The organism is Desulfomicrobium apsheronum, assembly GCF_900114115.1.
GTDB classification, from domain to species: Bacteria; Desulfobacterota; Desulfovibrionia; order Desulfovibrionales; family Desulfomicrobiaceae; genus Desulfomicrobium; species Desulfomicrobium apsheronum.
The window spans coordinates 67,644-85,010 of the sequence record NZ_FORX01000009.1; the positions used below are offsets into that span (position 1 = coordinate 67,644).

The window sequence follows — 17,367 nt, forward strand, 5'->3', positions numbered from 1 at the left end:
CCTAACCCGGTTGCCCAGTCAGCCAGAGCTGACATTTATTGTCCGCCGGCCACTTCTCGCCGGGGAGCGGTTTTTGCTTTTCCACGATAATACCCTGGCCCTTGACCGAAGGCACGATCCCTCGCGCCACAAGTATCTCAAGCGCCTCGCGCACTGTCGCGCCCTGCAGGTCCGGCATGAATTCCCCATCAACGCTGATGAGTTCCGTTCGCTTCACCGGGGCCGAAAACCGGTCCGGCGAAACCTTCGCCATCTGCATCGCATCCACCGGTTCGGCCAGCATGCCCGAGGAGTTGAGCAGCTGGACCCCGATGTTGCGTACCTCGGGGGCAACCAACACGCCGCCGTAATGCCCCGCCTTTGGCTCATCGACCATCATGCAGACCAGATAGCGGGGCTTGTCGGCCGGAAAGATGGCCACGAATGACGCGACATAGTCCCCTCCGTAACCGCCGGTCGGACTCGCCTTCTGGGCCGTCCCGGTCTTGCCCGCGACCCGCACGCCTTCTATTCGCGCCTGGGTGCCGGTGCCGTCCTCCTGCACCACCTCTTCCATCATGGCCATGACCATTCCAGCCACATTCGAGTCAAAGACACGGGTGCCTTGCACTGGCGTGTCGGCCGCGTGCAAGAGGCGCAAAGGCAGCCGGACCCCGTCGTTGGCGATGCACAGATAGGCATCGGCCAGTTGCAGCATGGTCACGGCCAGGCCCTGCCCAAAAGAAATATTGGCCAGCTCGACATCCTTCCATTGGCTGACCGGATTGAGCAGGCCCGCCGATTCTCCGGGCAGGGGCAGGCCGGTCCGGCGTCCGAAGCCGAGTTCCTGCATATAGCGATTCAGCTTGGCGGCGCCGAGCTCAAGACCGATCTTGGCCGCGCCGATATTGCTCGAATAGCGGATGATCTTGCTTACGGTCAGGTTCTCGTACTTGTGCGTGTCCTTGACGCGGCGTCCCTTGACGCTCCACTTCCCGTTTTCGCAGTAATACTCCTTGCCCGGAGTGCAGACCTTCTCCTGCAATGCCGCCGCGACCATGATGGGCTTCATGGTCGAGCCCGGCTCGAAAATATCCACGGCCATGCGGTTCTTCCACTCCCCACGGATCTTCTTGACCGCGTTGGGATTGAAGAACGGATAATGCCCCCAGGCCAGAATATCGCCCGTGGGCACCTCGACCACCAGCGCCATCCCGGATTTGCCCTTGGCCCGGATCACGCTGCGCGCCAGCGCCTCTTCTGTGGCCAGCTGTACCTGGCTGTCGAGGGTCAGGCGCAGATCCTGGCCGTTGAAAGAACTCCTGTCGCCGCTTTCCAGCGATGACAGCCTTTTCCCGGCCGCATCCTTCTGCACGGTGTACTTGGTGGATGACGGCATGAGCAGGTCGTTGAAACTCTTCTCCAGGCCCTCGATGCCGTTTCCGTCCATGTTCACGAAGCCGAGCAACTGCCCGGCCATGTGCCCCTGCGGGTATTGGCGGGAGTTCTCGGTTTCCAGATAGACTCCGGGGAGCATCTCGGCCTTGATCGCCTCCGCCTGTGCGTCGCTGACCTTGCGTGCCACCCACACGAAACGCTTCTTGGGCCCCATGTTGGCGGCGATGCTCTTGGGGCTCATCCCGAGAATGGAGCCGAGACGCTGCGAAACGGTCCAGACGTCCTTGATCTCGTTAGGGCGGACGTAGACGGACGGAGTCGCGATCGACTTGGCCAGCAGCAGGCCGTTGCGATCAAAAATTTCTCCGCGTTTTCCGGACACGGTCTCCGAGGCCCAGTACTGGCGATTGGCCATCTTCGCGTACTCCGGCCCTTTGACCACCTGCACGAAATAGGCACGGGCCCAGAGTCCCATCAGCGCCAACGCGAAAAGAACCCCGGCAAATATTATCTTGCCGCGGCTTCTGTCCTTGGGTGGCTTGCTTCCGGTTTTTGTCACTTTTTATGCCCAGTTCTGCCTATTGCTGCATGGTACGTATCTGATCCCGCCTTGGAGGCTGCAACCCCGCTTTTGCAGCCCGATCGCGCAGAGTCGCCGGGGCGAGCAGATAATGCAGCTCCACTTGGAGTTTCGAATTCTGATCCTGCTTTTCCTGAAGCTCGCGTTCGAGTATTTTCAGTTCATAAGCCAGATCAACCCGTTCGATATTGACCCACACCAGTCCCAATCCGAGAATCATGGTCACCAGGAACATGACTCCCATGCTCAAATATCCCTTGCCGCCCTCGCTCACAGCGCCTCTCCGTCAACCCTCTCCGCCACGCGCAGCTTGGCGCTGCGACTGCGGCTGTTGGACCGCATCTCCTCTTCGGTGGGAATGAGCGGCTTGCGAAAAGGGAGCCTGAGCTTTTGCGTGTGTCCGCACTGACACACGGGATACTCCCGAGGACACAGACAAGCCGAACTTTCCTTGCGAAAAGCCCTCTTCACGATGCGATCTTCCAAAGAATGAAAGGAGATGACCGCGATGCGCGCGCCCGGCCGCAAATAATCGACGACGCGCTCCAGAAAAAATTCAATTTCCCGCAACTCCTGATTCACTTCCAGCCGCAGGGCCTGGAAGGTCTTGGTCGCGGGATGATTGCGCGACAATGCGCGCCGTTTGGCCGGATAGGCCGCAGCCACGATGCGGGCCAGTTCAAGAGTCGATTCGATCGGGGCAGTCTCCCGGATCTTGACGATGGCCCGTGCGATGCGCCCGGCCATGGGCTCTTCGCCGTAGTCCCACAGAAGCTGACGCAGCCGTTCGAAAGAGGCCCCGTTGACGATGGCCGATGCGGGCTCACCGCCTGAACCAGGATCCATGCGCATGTCAAGAGGGCCGTCCTGCAGGAAGGAAAAGCCCCGTTCGGGACTGTCCAGCTGCAAGGAAGACACGCCCAGATCGGCGATCACGCCATCAAGTCCGTCCCAGCCGACTTCCCGCAGGGCCTGGGGAAAATGCTGGAACGACGTATGGGCCAGCTGCACGTTTTCTCCGTACCTCGCCAGCCTCTCCCCGGCCTTGGCCAGGGCCTGTTCGTCCCGGTCCAGCCCCAAAAGCCGGGCCTGCCCATCGGTAATCTCCATCAACCGGGCAGCATGTCCGGCAAGGCCGAGGGTCGCGTCCATGTAGAATCCGCCGGGTTTCGGCGCGATCCAATGCATGACCTCTTCGAGCATGACCGGAATGTGATCGGAATATGCGTCCATGGCTCCTCCGATCAGAACCGTAGTTCAAATCCTTTTTCGGCCAGATCATCCATGACCTGATCGACATTCTCCTGCAGGGCGTTGCGTCCTGCCTCAAAACGCTCCTGGTCCCAAATTTCGAACTTTCGTCCCACTCCGGCCAGAACGATGTCCTTCTGCAAGCCCGCGTAATTGCGCAGATGTGGTGGAACGAGAATCCGTCCCTGCTTGTCGAGGGTCACCTCGGCTGCGCCGGAAATGAAAAAGCGGTGGAAATCCCGAACCTTGCGATCGGCCATGTTCAACTTGGAAAAACTCTGTTCAATGATTTCCCATTCTGGCAGGGGGTAGGCAGCCACACAATCGTCGAAATTGGTCAGCACCAGCTTGCCGTCCGGGGAATTGGCGAACACCTCGTCGCGAAATTCAGGGGGCAGCATGAGCCGTCCCTTGGGATCTTGCGTACGTTGTGAATGCCCTCTGAACATGCTGTCTCCTCAGTCCTTTCCACTTTTTACCACTTTTTACCACCCTTACCCATGCATCTCTTGGGGAGTCAAGCCATTCCTCCATTTTTTACGGATTTACCCCGTAAAAAAAACTTTGCGCACACGCCATTTCCGTAACTTCGAAAACCATCCTTTCGCCCCGGACAACGTCGCCCCAGGGGGGATTCAACCCGACCGCGCAACAGTCAAATGACAACTCCTTGAAACAACATGTCTTTGCCCTCATTCGCGATACCCGCCCCTGAAAACAGGCCTTTTGCGACCAAAAACACCCGCGCGTGCACAAACCTCATTTTAGCGACTTCATTTCCTTGACTCTCTATTTTGAGAGGCATATCCCCGGGAGTGGATACGATAACGTACAGGCTTCCAGATTAATTCACTGTAATTTTCAATATTACTCTGAAAATTTTATCTATCCAAAAAACGAAAAATCAATTCTCCGTGCAGTCACTTCTACATGAATTGACAATCATGATCTTTCTCAACGTATCATTCAAACAATATGAAAATAGAGAAGAAAAAGTGATTTTTTTCACTTTCCCAGAAAAATGGAACAAGATTTTTTACTAGCATGCGCATTGGGAGCAACGATTATTGGCTTGATCACGAGCCATGTATCTCCCCGTTGGTGGATCAGTTCCACCCTGACGGCATCGGCATGCGCATTTTGGGCTGCAACCAGGGCGCTATCAGGCGGCCCAGTCTGGGAGTGGCACAGCACCTGGCCACTTGGCGGTACGCACGTTTTCATGCGGCTGGATGAAATAAGCGCCTTTTTTTTACTGCTTTTGACCGTCGTTGGTGCCGCGGGGGCCCTGTACAGCCAGACGTACTGGGCACAAGAGGCCCACCCCCGTTCGGCCGGACAAAGCCGCCTGTGGTGGAGCGCCATGCTGGCCTCCATGGGTCTGGTGCTGACCCAGTCCAACGGGCTGCACTTTCTCTTCGCCTGGGAAGCCTTTGCGCTGAGCGCCTATTTTCTGGTCACTCTCGACCGCAAAAACATCCAGGTCCGGGCCGCCGGCCGGCTTTATCTCATTGCCTCCCACGCCGGGACACTGGCCCTTTTTGGATTTTTCGCGGCCCTGGCCGCAAAAACAGGCAGCTGGGAACTTGGCCCCATGACTTCGCAAACCGCCCTGGCCCCGCTCTTCTGGGTCGCCCTTGCGGGTTTTGGCATCAAGGCCGGCATCTTCCCGCTGCACATCTGGCTGCCTTCGGCGCACGCCAATGCGCCGAGCCACGTTTCGTCCATCATGTCCGGCGTGGCCATCAAAATGGGAATCTACGGGCTGGTCCGGTTCAGCTCCTGGCTTCCCTTGCCCGAAGGCGCAGGCTGGGTCGTGGCCGGATTGGGCTCCGCCAGCGCCGTCCTTGGCGTCGCCTTCGCCCTTGGCCAACATGATCTGAAGCGTCTGCTGGCCTATCACAGCGTGGAGAACATCGGCATCATCCTCCTCGGACTGGGTTTCGCCATGATCGCGCTGGACCATGGCCGCCCCGAGTGGGGACTGCTGGCCTTGACCGGCGGGCTGCTCCATGTCTGGAATCACGGGCTTTTCAAGGCGCTGCTTTTTCTTGGCGCGGGTTCTGTGTTGCACGCAACGGGGACCCGGGAGATGAGCCGCCTCGGAGGACTCTGGAAGGCCATGCCCTGGACGGCCTCGCTCTTCACCCTCGGGGCCATGGCCATCAGCGGACTGCCGCCGCTGAACGGATTCGTCAGCGAATGGCTGGTTTACCGCGGGCTGTTTGACGCCAGCCGTCTCAAGACTGCGGCGGCCCTCGGCGCGCTGCCCGCGACCATCCTGCTGGGCGTGACCGGCGCTCTGGCCCTGGCCTGCTTCGTGAAAGTCTGCGGCGTGGTCTTTCTTGGCGCGCCGCGCTCCGAAGCTGCGGCAAAAGCCCACGAATGCGGCGCAGGCATGCGCGCGGCCATGGCGCTTCTGGCTGCATGTTGCCTGATCATCGGCCTTGCCCCGGCGTTTTTCTGGCCGACACTGCTGCGGGTCGCGGGCATCTGGGGGCACACGGATCAGGACCTGGTCCTTTCCAATCATCTCGTCCCCCTGGGAACTGCCCACCTGCTTCTGGCTCTGGCGGCCCTGGCCGTGGCCGCAATCGCCGTCGTCCTGTCTCGCGGCCGCCAAAAACGTGCGCTGACCTGGGATTGCGGCTACCGTGCGCCGAGTTCGCGCATGCAGTACACTGCCGGATCCTTTGCCGGAATCATCACCGCATGGTTCGGCTGGATTTTAAGGCCCGCCGTGAAAGTCAGCCTGCCTGCCGAAATCTTTCCCGCCAGATCCAGTCTGGAAAGCCGCACTCCCGAGACGATCCTGGAGCAGGTGGTGATGCCGGTCGCCACGTACTTTCTTCGCCTTGCGGACTTCGTGCGCACTTTCCAGCACGGACGCGTGCAATCCTATCTCCTGTATCTGTGTGCGGCCATTCTCGTGTTATCCATCGCCGTGCTCCTTTGAACCGGGTAAACAGCCATGTCCTCAAACAAACGAACATCAAAAACTCCCATGTACATAAATCTCATCCAAATAGCCGAATCATTCGGTGTTTCCGAGCAGGTCATCACGGAATGGGTGCGCAAGGACGGCATGCCTCACGTCCATGACCGCGATCGCATCCTCTTTGAGCGCGACGCGGTCATGGACTGGGCGGCGAGCCACGGACTCGGCATCCAGGGCGGGTTTCTCTCGGAGCCCGCGCCCTCGCTGGCCACTTCCCGGGAACTGAGCACCTTGCTGCGCCGGGGAGGAATCTGGCGTGACGTGAACACGGCCGATCTCGGCCAACTGTTCGAACGTATCGTGCGCAGCCTGCCGGGCCTGTCCCCGGCAATATCGAACCTGATTGTGCAGCGCCTCCTGACCCCCGGCGGCATAACCGCGGCTCCTGTGGGCGAGGGATTCGCCCTGCCCCATCCGTCCATGCGGGTCGCCTTGGGCGAAGCCTGTGCCCTGGTGGCGCTGATCCAGCTGAACGCCCCCTGGGAAGCGGTCCAGCCACCCGACGGCAAGCCGATCACCCGCTTGCTCTTTTTCATCTCGCCGACGCCCCGCCTGCATGTGAACATGCTGGGCCTTTTGGCGCGCGGCATCGCTTCCGGCATGCTGAGCGAGGCGCTGGACAGTGGCGCAAGCGACGAGACCCTCCTGCAAATCCTTGCCGAATGCGCTGACAGACAGGCCCCGCATAGCGCCGGAGAGACCCGATGACCGCCGCGCTGCTGGGCATTTTCGGCCTGTCCCTGCTCCTGGCCATGATCCTGGGACGCACGCATGCGCGCATCTGGCTTGGGCTGAGCGCCGTTGCCTCCCTGAGCGGGCTGTATGCGGCCCTGCGCACCCTGGTCACTGCAGAAACCTGGATCTGGCGCGGCGGCTTCGCCCTGGGCGGGGAAACCCCGTTCCTGCGTCTAGACGGGATCAGCGCCCTTTTTCTGATCCTGGTCAGCCTGGTCGGCGGCCTGGGCGCGGTGTACGCCCATGAATACTGGTCCGGACACCATCACCCGCGCTCCGCGCCGGGAGGACGCTGCTGGTGGAGCGCCCTGATCCTTAGCATGGGACTGGTCCTGACCTGCGCCAACGGCCTGCACTTTCTCTTTGCCTGGGAAGCATTTGCCCTCAGCGCCTATTTTCTGATCACCCTGGATCACGACCGCAAGGAGGCACGCAAGGCGGGGTGGCTCTATCTGGCGGCTTCCCACGCCGGAACCATGGCCCTCTTCGCCTTCTTCTCGGCGCTGGCCGCGCGCACCGGGACCTGGGAGCTTGGCCCCGTGCATGCTCAGACCGGCCTCGCGCCGCTGTTCTGGCTCGCCCTGTTCGGTTTTGGGGTCAAGGCGGGCATGTTCCCCCTGCACATCTGGCTGCCATCAGCCCACGCAGGCGCCCCGAGCCACGTCTCGGCCATCATGTCCGCCGTGGCCATCAAGATGGGCGTCTACGGCATAGTGCGCTTCAGCGGATGGCTGCCCATGCCCGCCGGCTCCGGCTGGGTTCTGCTCGGCATTGGTTGCCTGAGCGCGCTTTTGGGCATTGCCTTCGCTCTGGCCCAGAACGACATCAAGCGTCTGCTGGCCTACTGCTCGGTGGAGAACGTCGGCATCATCCTGATCGGTCTCGGCCTCTCCGTGCTGGCCGTTCAGCACGGTCAGCCCATCTGGGGCAAGGCCGCCCTGGCCGGAACCTTCCTGCACGTCATCAATCATGGCCTCTTCAAATCCCTGCTGTTTTTCGGCGCCGGGTCGGTGCTGCACGCCACGGGCACCCGCGACATGAGCCGTCTTGGCGGATTGTGGAAAGTCATGCCCTGGACCGCGACCCTTTTCGCCGTGGGCGCCATGGCCGTGTCCGGGCTGCCGCCCCTGAACGGATTTGTCGGTGAATGGGCGATCTACCAGGGCCTCATGCGGGCCGTGGCCCAGAAAGGGCCCGCCGCCGGAGTCCTGCCCGCGGTCATCGTGCTTGCCGGGGCCGGAGCTCTCGCCCTGGCCGCCTTTGCCAAGGCGGTCGGCATCGTCTTTCTCGGAGCCCCGCGAAACAAGCCCGCCGCGCAAGCCGTCGAATGCGGCTGGTTCATGCGCGCGCCCATGGTCCTGCTGGCCATGATCATGATCGCCATCGGCCTGCTGCCCGGCCTTTTCTTCCGCCCGGTCATGGGCACCGTCGCCGTCTGGGCCCCGCAATGGGCCATGACGGACCCACTTCTTGCGACCCGGACCCTCGGGGGCACGCACACCCTCCTGATCTGCGCGCTGCTCGCGGGCGGTTTTCTGATTATGCGCAAAGCTCAAAGCGCCGGGACAAGGACGGGACCGACCTGGGACTGCGGCTATGCGGCCCCGACTGCGCACATGCAATACACCGGCGGCTCCTTTGCCGGAATCGCAAGAGGCTGGTTCGCCTGGCTGCTCAGGCCCGAAATCATGATCCGGCGGGTGCGCGGCCATTTTCCGGGCAAAGCCCTCGTCCTTGAGCGGGTGCCGGAAACTGTCCTCGAAAAAGCCGTCATGCCCGGCGCGGCGGCCGTGTCCTTCGTGGCCGACGGAGCCAGGAAGATGCAGCATGGCCGTCTGCACCTTTACATTCTGTACGTTTTTCTCGGAGTCACGGCTCTGGGATTCATGGTTCTTCTGGGAGGGATGTGATGCCCCTGTATATCGATGTTCCCCTGCGCCTCCTGGCCTGGCTGCTTCTGGCGCCGCTGCTTCCGGGCGTCATCAACAAGGTCAAGGCCTGGGTGGCCGGACGGCAGGGTCCGCCCGTGCTGCAATTGTATTACGATCTGGCGCGGCTGTGGCGCAAAGGCGTGGTCTTGAGCACCCTGGCTTCGCCCGGTTTCATCATCGCCCCGGCCGTGGCCTGGGCGGCCGTGGTCACGGCGGCCCTGATGCTGCCCCTGGGCGGTGCGGGCACGGCGTTCTCCTTTGACGGGGACGTTCTGCTGCTGGTCTACCTGCTGGCCCTGGCCCGCTTTTGCACGGCCTGGGGTGCCATGGAGACGGGCTCCGCCTTCGAGGGCATGGGCGCGGCCCGCGAGGTCAGCTTCGCCGTTCTGGCCGAGATAGGGATCATCACCGCGATCCTGACCCTGGTCGTGCAATCAGGCAGCATCGCCCTCTCGTCCATGTTCGAGCCGCTCTCCGGGCCGGGCGCGGCGCTCCTGGCCGTGGGACTTTTCATCATCCTGCTGGCCGAAAACTGCCGGGTTCCCTTTGACGACCCAAACACCCACCTCGAACTGACCATGATCCACGAAGTCATGGTCCTGGACCACAGCGGCCCGCCGCTGGCCATGATCCTGCACGGAGCCTCGGTCAAGCTGCTGCTCTTCGCCGTCTTCCTGGCGCAGGCCGTGCTGCCCCTCTCGGAACTGCCGCTTATGGTCTCCGTCGCGGCTCTGACGGCCAGTGTGCTGCTGATCACCGTGGCCGTGGGACTGGTCGAATCTCTGACCGCGCGCCTGGCCTTTCGCCGGGTCCCGCTGCTCCTGACCATCGGATTTCTGTTCTGCCTTTTCCCCCTGCTTCTGACCTGGATGGGTGACCTATGAACGACACGTTGAACCTTTTGATCGGCCTGGCCATGGGCCTGAACCTTCTGGCGCTGGGCACCAGTCGCCTGCCCGTCCTGATCCGGGCGGTGGCCATGCAGGGCGTGCTTCTGGGGCTTTTGCCCCTGGTGCTCGAAGCGCACGGACTGGACTGGCGACTGGTCCTCATCACCCTGGCCACCGTGGCCGGCAAGGGCGTGCTCATCCCCTTCATGCTCATCCGCGCCATGCGCACCGCCAACATCGCCCGGGAGCTCGAACCCTTCATCGGCTACATCCCGTCCCTGCTCCTCGGCGCGGCCGGGACCATCGCCGCCGTGGCCCTGACCCGCTATCTGCCGCTCCTGCCCGAACACGCCGGAAACCTGCATGTCCCGGGGGCCATGGCCCTGATCCTGACCGGGTTCATCCTGCTCATCGGGCGCACCAAGGCCATCTCCCAGGTCTGCGGCTACCTGATCCTTGAAAACGGAATCTATCTCGCGGGGCTGCTGCTCATAAGTTCCACCCCGATCCTGGTGGAATTCGGCATCCTGCTCGACGTCACCGTCGGCATCTTCGTCATCGGCATCATCGTTGACCGCATCCAAAGGGCCTTCGATTCTCTCGACACCCGCAAACTCACGGCGCTGCACGAATGAACGCATACCTGCTCATCATCATCCCCCTGATCGGAGCCGTGCTGGCCGCGCTGTGGCCACGCAGGAAGAGCCGCCCCCTTTTCCTGCCCGCAGTCGGACTGGCCCACACGATCCTGTGTTTTCTGCTCCTGGCCAAGCCCGAGGCCGTGGAACCGGCGGCCTGGCTGGCCTTTGACCCCCTGGCGCGGGCCATCCTGCCCGGCGTGTCCCTGCTTTTCCTGGTCTGCGCCTGCTATACGGTGGGCTATCTGCGACTCAAAGAGCAGGACAATCGGGTCTTTGTCCCGGCGCTGCTGCTGGTCCTCGGGCTTTTGAGCGCCGCCCATCAGGCCAGACACCTGGGCATCCTGTGGATCGCGACCGAGGCCGTGACCCTGGCCTGCGTGCCGCTGATCCACTTCAACGGCACCCCGAAATCCTTCGAGGCAACCTGGAAATACCTGCTCGTCGGCGGCACGGGCATCGCGCTGTCGCTTCTGGGCTCCATCTGCCTCGGATACGCCTCCCTGCACGGAGGCGGGAGCGGGGACATCACCTTCACGGCGCTGCTGGCGCACGGCCCGAACCTCTCCCGCGCCTGGGTCCTGACCGCCTGGGTGCTGCTGCTGGTCGGCTACGGCACCAAGATGGGTCTGGCGCCCATGCACACCTGGAAGCCCGACGCCTACGGGGAGAGCCCGGGCATCGTCGGCGCGCTGCTCGCGGGCGGGGTCACGTCCGTAGCCTTCATGGCCCTGCTGCGCATCAAGTCCGTGGTCGACGCCGCCGGAGAAGGCGCTGTCGCCAGCCGCACCCTGCTCGCCATCGGCCTGTTTTCGACGCTGGTCGCGGCCCTCTTCCTGCTGCGCACCCGCAACTTCAAGCGCATGCTCGCCTATTCGAGCATCGAACACATGGGCATCCTGTGCATCGCCACCTCCCTGGGCGGACCCGGGGTCTGGGCGGCGCTCTTCCATGTCTGGAGCAACGGCCTGACCAAGGGCGCCCTCTTTCTGAGCGCGGCCAACCTGCAACGGGTCGCGGACTCGTCATCCATCGATGACGTACGCGGCATGTCCAAGGTTCTGCCGCGCACCTCCATTCTGTTCGTCGTGGGCATGTTCGCCATCACCGCCTGCCCGCCCTTCGGCCCGTTCTTCAGCGAACTGCTCATCATTCGCACCGGGCTTGACGCGGGTCAGGGCTGGGCCATCGGCCTCTTCCTGGTCTGTCTGCTGCTGGCTTTTTTTGGAATCTCGCGCATCGTCTTCGCCGTTGTCGACGGCCGCCCGAGACTCAAAAAACCCAATCCCGCGCACCTCAAGGAATCGGCCGGGCTCATCCTGCCCCCGCTCTTCCTGCTGGCGGCTTCCCTCTGGCTTGGTCTTTTCACCCCGGACATCCTGAAGGGTGCCTGGTCCGCCGCGGTCCTTCAACTCTTCCCAATGCCATGAACACACTCACCCCATTTTTCCAATTCGCCAACGCGTCCAGAATCTCGTGGGCTTCGGTTCCGGTTTTCTCGGTGACCAAACTCGTCCGCCTGACCGACGAAATGCTTGAATCAGGAGCACGCCTGTGCTCATGGTTCGGCGTCCCGGACCATGACGGCACGATCCTGGTCGCCGTGCTGGCGCTGGATGCCGAAAGCACCCTGGCCGTTGCCCGCAGCGAACCCGTAGGCGGCTCGTATCCGTCCCTCACCCCAAAGCACCCCCAGGCCCACCTCTTCGAGCGCGAAGTCTGGGAACAGCACGGACTGGTTCCCGTTGGACACCCGTGGCTCAAACCCGTGCGCCACGCCTATGGCAACGCCCCGGCCAACGCCCCCTTCTACCGGGTGGACGGCGGGGAGATGCACGAGGTGGCTGTGGGTCCGGTACATGCGGGTGTCATCGAACCCGGGCATTTTCGCTTTCAGTGCGCGGGCGAGGAGGTCCTTCATCTCGAAATCGCGCTGGGATACCAGCATCGAGGCGTGGAGGAAGCCCTGGCAAACGGCCCGCACAGAGCGACCATGAGCCAGATGGAAGCCGTCGCCGGAGACACGACCATCGCCCACGCAACGGCCCATGCATCGGTCCTGGAAGCGCTCGGCGGCGTGGAGGCCCCCCTGCGTGCGCAGTGGCTGCGGGCCATCGCGCTGGAGCTTGAGCGACTGGCCAACCATACCGGCGACATGGGTGCCCTGGCTCTGGATGTGGCTTTCCTGCCGACCTCGGCGGCGTGCGGAAAAATCCGGGGAGACTTTTTGAACCTGACGGCGCTTTTGTGCGGCAACCGTTTCGGACGCGGACTGATCCGGCCCGGCGGATGCCGTCATGACCTTGAGGAGGACCGGCTGCAGACCCTGGTGCAACGGCTCAAAGTCCATATGGACGATGTCGAGCAAGCCATGACCTGGTTCTGGGACGCGGCCTCGGTGCGGGTGCGGTTTCGCAATGTCGGCGTCGTGCATCCGTCCCAGGCCGCAGACATCGGCCTGGTCGGCACGGCGGCGCGGGCCTGCGGGCTGGTCCGCGACGTGCGCTTCGACCATCCGGCAGGCTGGTACCGCTTTTCCCACTCCCCCGTGGCGGTCTGGCCCAGCGGAGACATCTTCGCCCGCGCCCGGGTACGATCCCTGGAAGTGCAGCGCTCCGGGCGATATCTCTTCGAACAGCTGGCCGCGCCCGTGGACGGGGATATCAAGGCCGCCCTGCCCGCCCCGCAACCGGAGTCCATGGCCGTAGCCCTGGTCGAAGGCTGGCGCGGCGAGGTCTGCCACGTGGCCCTGACCGACCACTTCGGCCGCTTCCGCCGCTACAAGATCACGGACCCGTCCTTCCACAACTGGACCGGCCTGGCCCTGTCCCTGCGAGGCACGGCGATCTCGGACTTTCCCATCTGCAACAAGAGCTTCAACCTGTCCTACTGCGGCTTTGACCTCTAACCGATTGGAAAAATTACAATTATCCAGGCTGTTCAAAAATGGTGAGATGCGAGGAACAAAGAAAATTCAGGGCCGAAGCGTATTTTTTCCATACGTGAGGGTCTGGATTTTCTGCAGTGACAAAGCAGATCGCCGTTTTAGGACAGCCTGTTAAGAGGAACGCGCATGTATATCTTCGATACCATCATGAACCGGATGCGGCGCGGCTGCCAGACCATGCCCTATCCCAAGGGCCCGGCCCCGGCCCTTCCGGACCGGCACGGCGGAGCCCTGCGCCTTGACGCCTCGGCCTGCCCGGCAGGCTGCGCGGAGTGCATCGCGGCCTGCCCCGTCTCGGCCATCACCCGCGAGCCGGACCAGGCTGCACGCCTCGACCTCGGCCGCTGCCTGTTCTGCGGAGACTGCGTGGAGGTCTGCCCCAGCGGGGCCATCACCCGGACGGACGACCATCGCCTGGCTGTGCGCCACCGCGAGGATCTGATCCTGGGCGAACCCGGCAAGGAGGAACTGCGGCTGGCGGCGGCCTTGGACGGAAAAATGAAAAGCCTGCTGGGCCGCTCCCTGCGCCTGAGGCAGGTCAGCGCGGGCGGATGCGGCGCCTGCGAGGCGGACATCAACGTGCTCGGCACCATCGGCTGGGACCTGGGACGTTTCGGCATCCAATACGTGGCCTCTCCGCGTCATGCCGACGGCGTGCTCATTACAGGTCCGGTGACCAAGGGCATGGAACTGGCCCTGCAAAAGACCTGGGAGGCCGTGCCCGAACCACGCATCGCCATCGCGCTCGGCGCCTGCGCCATTAGCGGCGGCCCCTTTGTCGGGCAAGCGCAGCACAACGGAGGGGCCGACCCTATCATCCCCATCGACCTCTACATCCCCGGCTGTCCGCCGCACCCACTGACCATCCTGGACGGATTCCTGCGCCTGCTGGACCGGCTGGAGGATAACAAACATAATGAAGCCGAACCTCTTAAGATACTCAAGGTCGACAACCCATGATACACTTTCCCAATTCAAGAAAATACGAGCCGCCTACGGAAAGATACCTACATAAAATAAGCTCGATTCTCCGAAATCCATGAGTAGCTTTCCTCATTGTTTGACATTTTTACTCGGGTCAGGCTTTAGTCTCTAGCCACGATGCATCTCTTTCCCATTTCGCCGATGGGACAACAGAAAGCTGGAGCGCCCCTTGATAACCAACTACAACGCCAAATACTTCGCTCACGACCTCACCATTCAAAAACCCACGGAGGGAGTCGAGAAGATCTCGCGCTCCCTTTTCGACGCCTGCGTCGATCTCAATCCGCACCAAGTGGATGCCGCTCTGTTTACCCTGCGCTCGCCTTTGTCCAAGGGGGTGATCCTGGCGGATGAAGTGGGACTCGGTAAAACCATTGAGGCGGGCCTGCTGCTCTGCCAGTTCTGGGCGGAACGAAAACGGGCGCTCATTGTCGTCTGCCCGGCTTCGCTTCGGAAACAGTGGAGCTTGGAACTGAGCGAAAAGTTCAATCTTCCGAACGTGGTCCTGGATGCTCGTCAGTATCGTCTTGAAAAACAGCACGGCAATCCCTCACCGTTCGAGCAACCCAACGTGATCATCGTTTCATTTCACTTCGCGGCCCGCATGCGCGAGGAAGTCCGGCTCAAAAATTGGGATCTCGTAGTGGTTGATGAAGCCCACAAACTCAGGAACGCTTACCGCGCCAGCAACAAGATCGGCCAAGGTTTGCGTTGGGCCTTTGACGGCTGCTTCAAAGTTCTCATGACCGCCACTCCCTTACAAAATTCGCTTCTTGAACTCTATGGCCTATCCACGTTTTTAGACGAATACATGTTCGGGGATGTGGGGTCCTTCAGGGCTCAATTCATGAATGCAAACGGAGACACCCAGGCTCTCCGGCAGCGTTTAGCGCCCATTTGTAAACGGACTCTGCGCAAAGAGGTCCTTGAATATATCCGCTATACCGAGCGCAAGCCTATCGCTTTTTCTTTCAGATCCACGGACGCGGAACAACGCCTTTATGACGCTGTTTCCGAATTTTTGAAGCGAGAAGAGACATATTCTTTTCCCAGCCAACAGCGCCAACTCATTACCCTGATTTTACGCAAACTTTTGGCGTCGTCCTCCCAAGCTCTGGTGGGGACCCTCCAGACCATGCGAAAACGCCTTGAAGACCTTCGGGTCGGCCTGGCTTCCGACAAAAGCCTCGCTCAGGAACTTATAGAGTCCGAAGAAATCGAAGAGGAACTGCTGGAAGACGACTTGCTGGAAGAAGACCAGCCGGAATCCGAGCCCCCGGCCATCGATCCCGCCAAGATCGAAGCGGAAATCGTCGAACTCGATGAGTACATTCGTTGGGCGAAACTCATCCATGTGGACGCCAAATCAAAGACTCTGCTCAAAGCCATAGAGACGGGCTTTTCCGAAATGGAAAAAATGGGAGCCTCTAAGCGGGCTCTCATTTTTACCGAATCGCGGAGAACCCAAGACTACCTCTACCAATTCCTGGAAGCCAACGGATACGCTAACCAAATGGTTGCGTTCAACGGCTCCAATGGTGGACAGGAAACCCGCACCATTTACGAATCCTGGCTGGAAAAGAACCGGGAAAGCGGACGCGTCAGCGGTTCCCGGTCCATCGATGTGCGCACGGCTCTGGTTGAACACTTCCGCGACAACGCAAAAATCATGATCGCCACTGAAGCCGCCGCCGAAGGCGTTAATCTTCAGTTTTGTTCCCTGGTCATCAATTACGACCTCCCCTGGAACCCTCAGCGCATCGAGCAACGGATTGGACGCTGCCACCGCTACGGACAAGCCCATGACGTGGTGGTCATCAATTTTCTCAATGAACGAAACGCGGCGGATCAGCGCGTCTACGAATTGTTGGAACACAAGTTCAAGTTGTTCACCGGCGTGTTCGGGTCCTCTGACGCCGTGCTCGGTTCCATCGAATCGGGAGTAGATTTTGAAAAGCGCATTCTGGCCATTTATCAAACCTGCCGAACGCGGGAAGAAATCTCCGTGGCCTTCGAGACGCTGCAAAAGGAACTGGAAGATCAGATTGACGAGCGCATGGACGCCACGAGAAAGCTTCTTCTCGACCATTTTGACGAGGATGTTCACGCCCGGCTGAAAGTTCAACTTGACGACGCCCAGTCGCAACTGGATCGTTTCGGGAAAAGGTTCTGGACTCTCACTCGCTTCATCCTGCGGGACCACGCGCGGTTTAACGAACAGGCATTGAGTTTCTACTTGCAGCCTTCGCCGATCCAGAAGGTGAGGCCGGGAACCTACCACCTCATTTCCAAGGACAAACCCAACGTTTCGGGCGATTTTCTGTACCGCCCATCCCACCCCTTGGGCGAGCATGTGCTGGATCAAGGCCGGGCATGCGCAACACCACCGGCCCGGCTGCGGTTCGATATCAGTGGGCACCCGGTTAAAATCGCGCTCATCGAACAGCTCAAGGGCAAGAGGGGCTGGTTGACGCTTCAATTGTTGACCATTGAGTCTTTTCAGCGCGAAGAGTACCTCCTTTTCTCCGGCATTGACACGGCAGGCGCTTCGCTTGACCAGGAAACGTGCGAAAAGCTCTTTCATTGTGAGACACTGGCGGACCAGTCCACCTTTCACCTGCCCGAAGATAAAGCGTCTCTTCTGGAAGGAAATGCTACGCGCCACGCCAAGGCCTCCGTCAGTCATTCCTTGGAGCGCAACAACGCTTATTTTCAAGAAGAACGGGAACGCCTGGAGCGCTGGGCCGAGGACATGATCCTGGCGTCGGAAAAGGAATTGTCCGATACCAAGGCCCAGATCAAGGCGCTGAGCAGGCAAGCGCGTCTAGCCGTCAATCTGGAAGAACAGCAAGGTATTCAGAAACGCATCGCAGAACTGGAAAAGACCAAGCGCAAGCAAAGAAACCGAATTTTCGACATCGAAGACGAAATCGAGGCCAAACGCGACCAGCTCATTCGTCGCCTCGAAAAGCGCATCAGCCGAAAGAGCACGCTTACGCCTTTGTTCACCATACAGTGGGAAGTCATCTAGGAGAG

13 protein-coding genes are annotated in these 17,367 nt (G+C 61.1%); 9 read left to right on the forward strand and 4 right to left on the reverse strand.

Annotated features, from left to right (window positions below):
• Position 1: 1 nt before the first annotated feature.
• Genes BMZ40_RS10210 through mraZ form a run of 4 tightly spaced genes read right to left on the reverse strand, consistent with a single transcriptional unit; the run spans position 2 to position 3,657 of the window.
• The gene (locus BMZ40_RS10210) at positions 2–1,936 is read right to left on the reverse strand and encodes a penicillin-binding transpeptidase domain-containing protein (RefSeq protein WP_245751081.1); all 1,935 of its coding nucleotides are present in this window, start codon (positions 1,934–1,936) and stop codon (positions 2–4) included.
• A gap of 19 nt (positions 1,937–1,955) precedes the next feature.
• The gene (locus BMZ40_RS10215; protein ID WP_245751082.1) at positions 1,956–2,231 is read right to left on the reverse strand and encodes a hypothetical protein; all 276 of its coding nucleotides are present in this window, start codon (positions 2,229–2,231) and stop codon (positions 1,956–1,958) included.
• Positions 2,228–3,190: a 16S rRNA (cytosine(1402)-N(4))-methyltransferase RsmH gene (gene rsmH, locus BMZ40_RS10220; RefSeq protein ID WP_092374953.1), complete on the reverse strand. Its 963-nt coding sequence runs from the start codon at positions 3,188–3,190 to the stop codon at positions 2,228–2,230. The genes BMZ40_RS10215 and rsmH overlap by 4 nt, the downstream gene beginning before the upstream one ends.
• An 11-nt stretch (positions 3,191–3,201) precedes the next feature.
• Complete coding sequence (gene mraZ, locus BMZ40_RS10225) at positions 3,202–3,657, reverse strand: division/cell wall cluster transcriptional repressor MraZ (RefSeq protein ID WP_092374956.1); 456 nt, start codon at positions 3,655–3,657, stop codon at positions 3,202–3,204.
• Between the two features lie 773 nt (positions 3,658–4,430).
• Between mraZ and BMZ40_RS10230 the strand changes: the two genes are divergently transcribed.
• The 9 genes from BMZ40_RS10230 to BMZ40_RS10270 all read left to right on the forward strand — a co-directional run bounded on the left by BMZ40_RS10230 (position 4,431) and on the right by BMZ40_RS10270 (position 17,362).
• Positions 4,431–6,164 (forward strand): proton-conducting transporter transmembrane domain-containing protein, encoded by a 1,734-nt coding sequence (locus BMZ40_RS10230; protein ID WP_092374959.1) that lies wholly within the window; start codon positions 4,431–4,433, stop codon positions 6,162–6,164.
• A 48-nt stretch (positions 6,165–6,212) separates the two neighbouring features.
• Positions 6,213–6,914 carry a PTS sugar transporter subunit IIA gene (locus BMZ40_RS10235; RefSeq protein WP_177193107.1) on the forward strand — a complete coding sequence of 234 codons (702 nt, stop codon included), beginning with the start codon at positions 6,213–6,215 and terminating at the stop codon, positions 6,912–6,914.
• Positions 6,911–8,851, forward strand: coding sequence for a proton-conducting transporter transmembrane domain-containing protein (locus BMZ40_RS10240; RefSeq protein WP_092374965.1), 1,941 nt, complete (start codon positions 6,911–6,913; stop codon positions 8,849–8,851). The genes BMZ40_RS10235 and BMZ40_RS10240 overlap by 4 nt, the downstream gene beginning before the upstream one ends.
• On the forward strand, positions 8,851–9,756 hold the full coding sequence (locus BMZ40_RS10245; protein ID WP_092374968.1) for a respiratory chain complex I subunit 1 family protein: 906 nt from the start codon (positions 8,851–8,853) through the stop codon (positions 9,754–9,756). Before BMZ40_RS10240 ends, BMZ40_RS10245 begins: the two co-directional genes overlap by 1 nt.
• On the forward strand, positions 9,753–10,397 hold the full coding sequence (locus tag BMZ40_RS10250) for a hydrogenase (protein WP_092374970.1): 645 nt from the start codon (positions 9,753–9,755) through the stop codon (positions 10,395–10,397). Before BMZ40_RS10245 ends, BMZ40_RS10250 begins: the two co-directional genes overlap by 4 nt.
• Complete coding sequence (locus BMZ40_RS10255; RefSeq protein WP_092374973.1) at positions 10,394–11,830, forward strand: proton-conducting transporter transmembrane domain-containing protein; 1,437 nt, start codon at positions 10,394–10,396, stop codon at positions 11,828–11,830. The genes BMZ40_RS10250 and BMZ40_RS10255 overlap by 4 nt, the downstream gene beginning before the upstream one ends.
• 71 nt (positions 11,831–11,901) lie before the next feature.
• Complete coding sequence (locus BMZ40_RS10260; RefSeq protein ID WP_245751083.1) at positions 11,902–13,308, forward strand: hydrogenase large subunit; 1,407 nt, start codon at positions 11,902–11,904, stop codon at positions 13,306–13,308.
• 165 nt (positions 13,309–13,473) lie between these two features.
• Positions 13,474–14,307 carry an NADH-quinone oxidoreductase subunit B family protein gene (locus BMZ40_RS10265; protein WP_092374979.1) on the forward strand — a complete coding sequence of 278 codons (834 nt, stop codon included), beginning with the start codon at positions 13,474–13,476 and terminating at the stop codon, positions 14,305–14,307.
• A gap of 193 nt (positions 14,308–14,500) precedes the next feature.
• Entirely contained in the window at positions 14,501–17,362 is a 2,862-nt protein-coding gene (locus tag BMZ40_RS10270) for an SNF2-related protein (protein ID WP_092374982.1), read from the forward strand.
• Positions 17,363–17,367 lie beyond the last annotated feature (5 nt).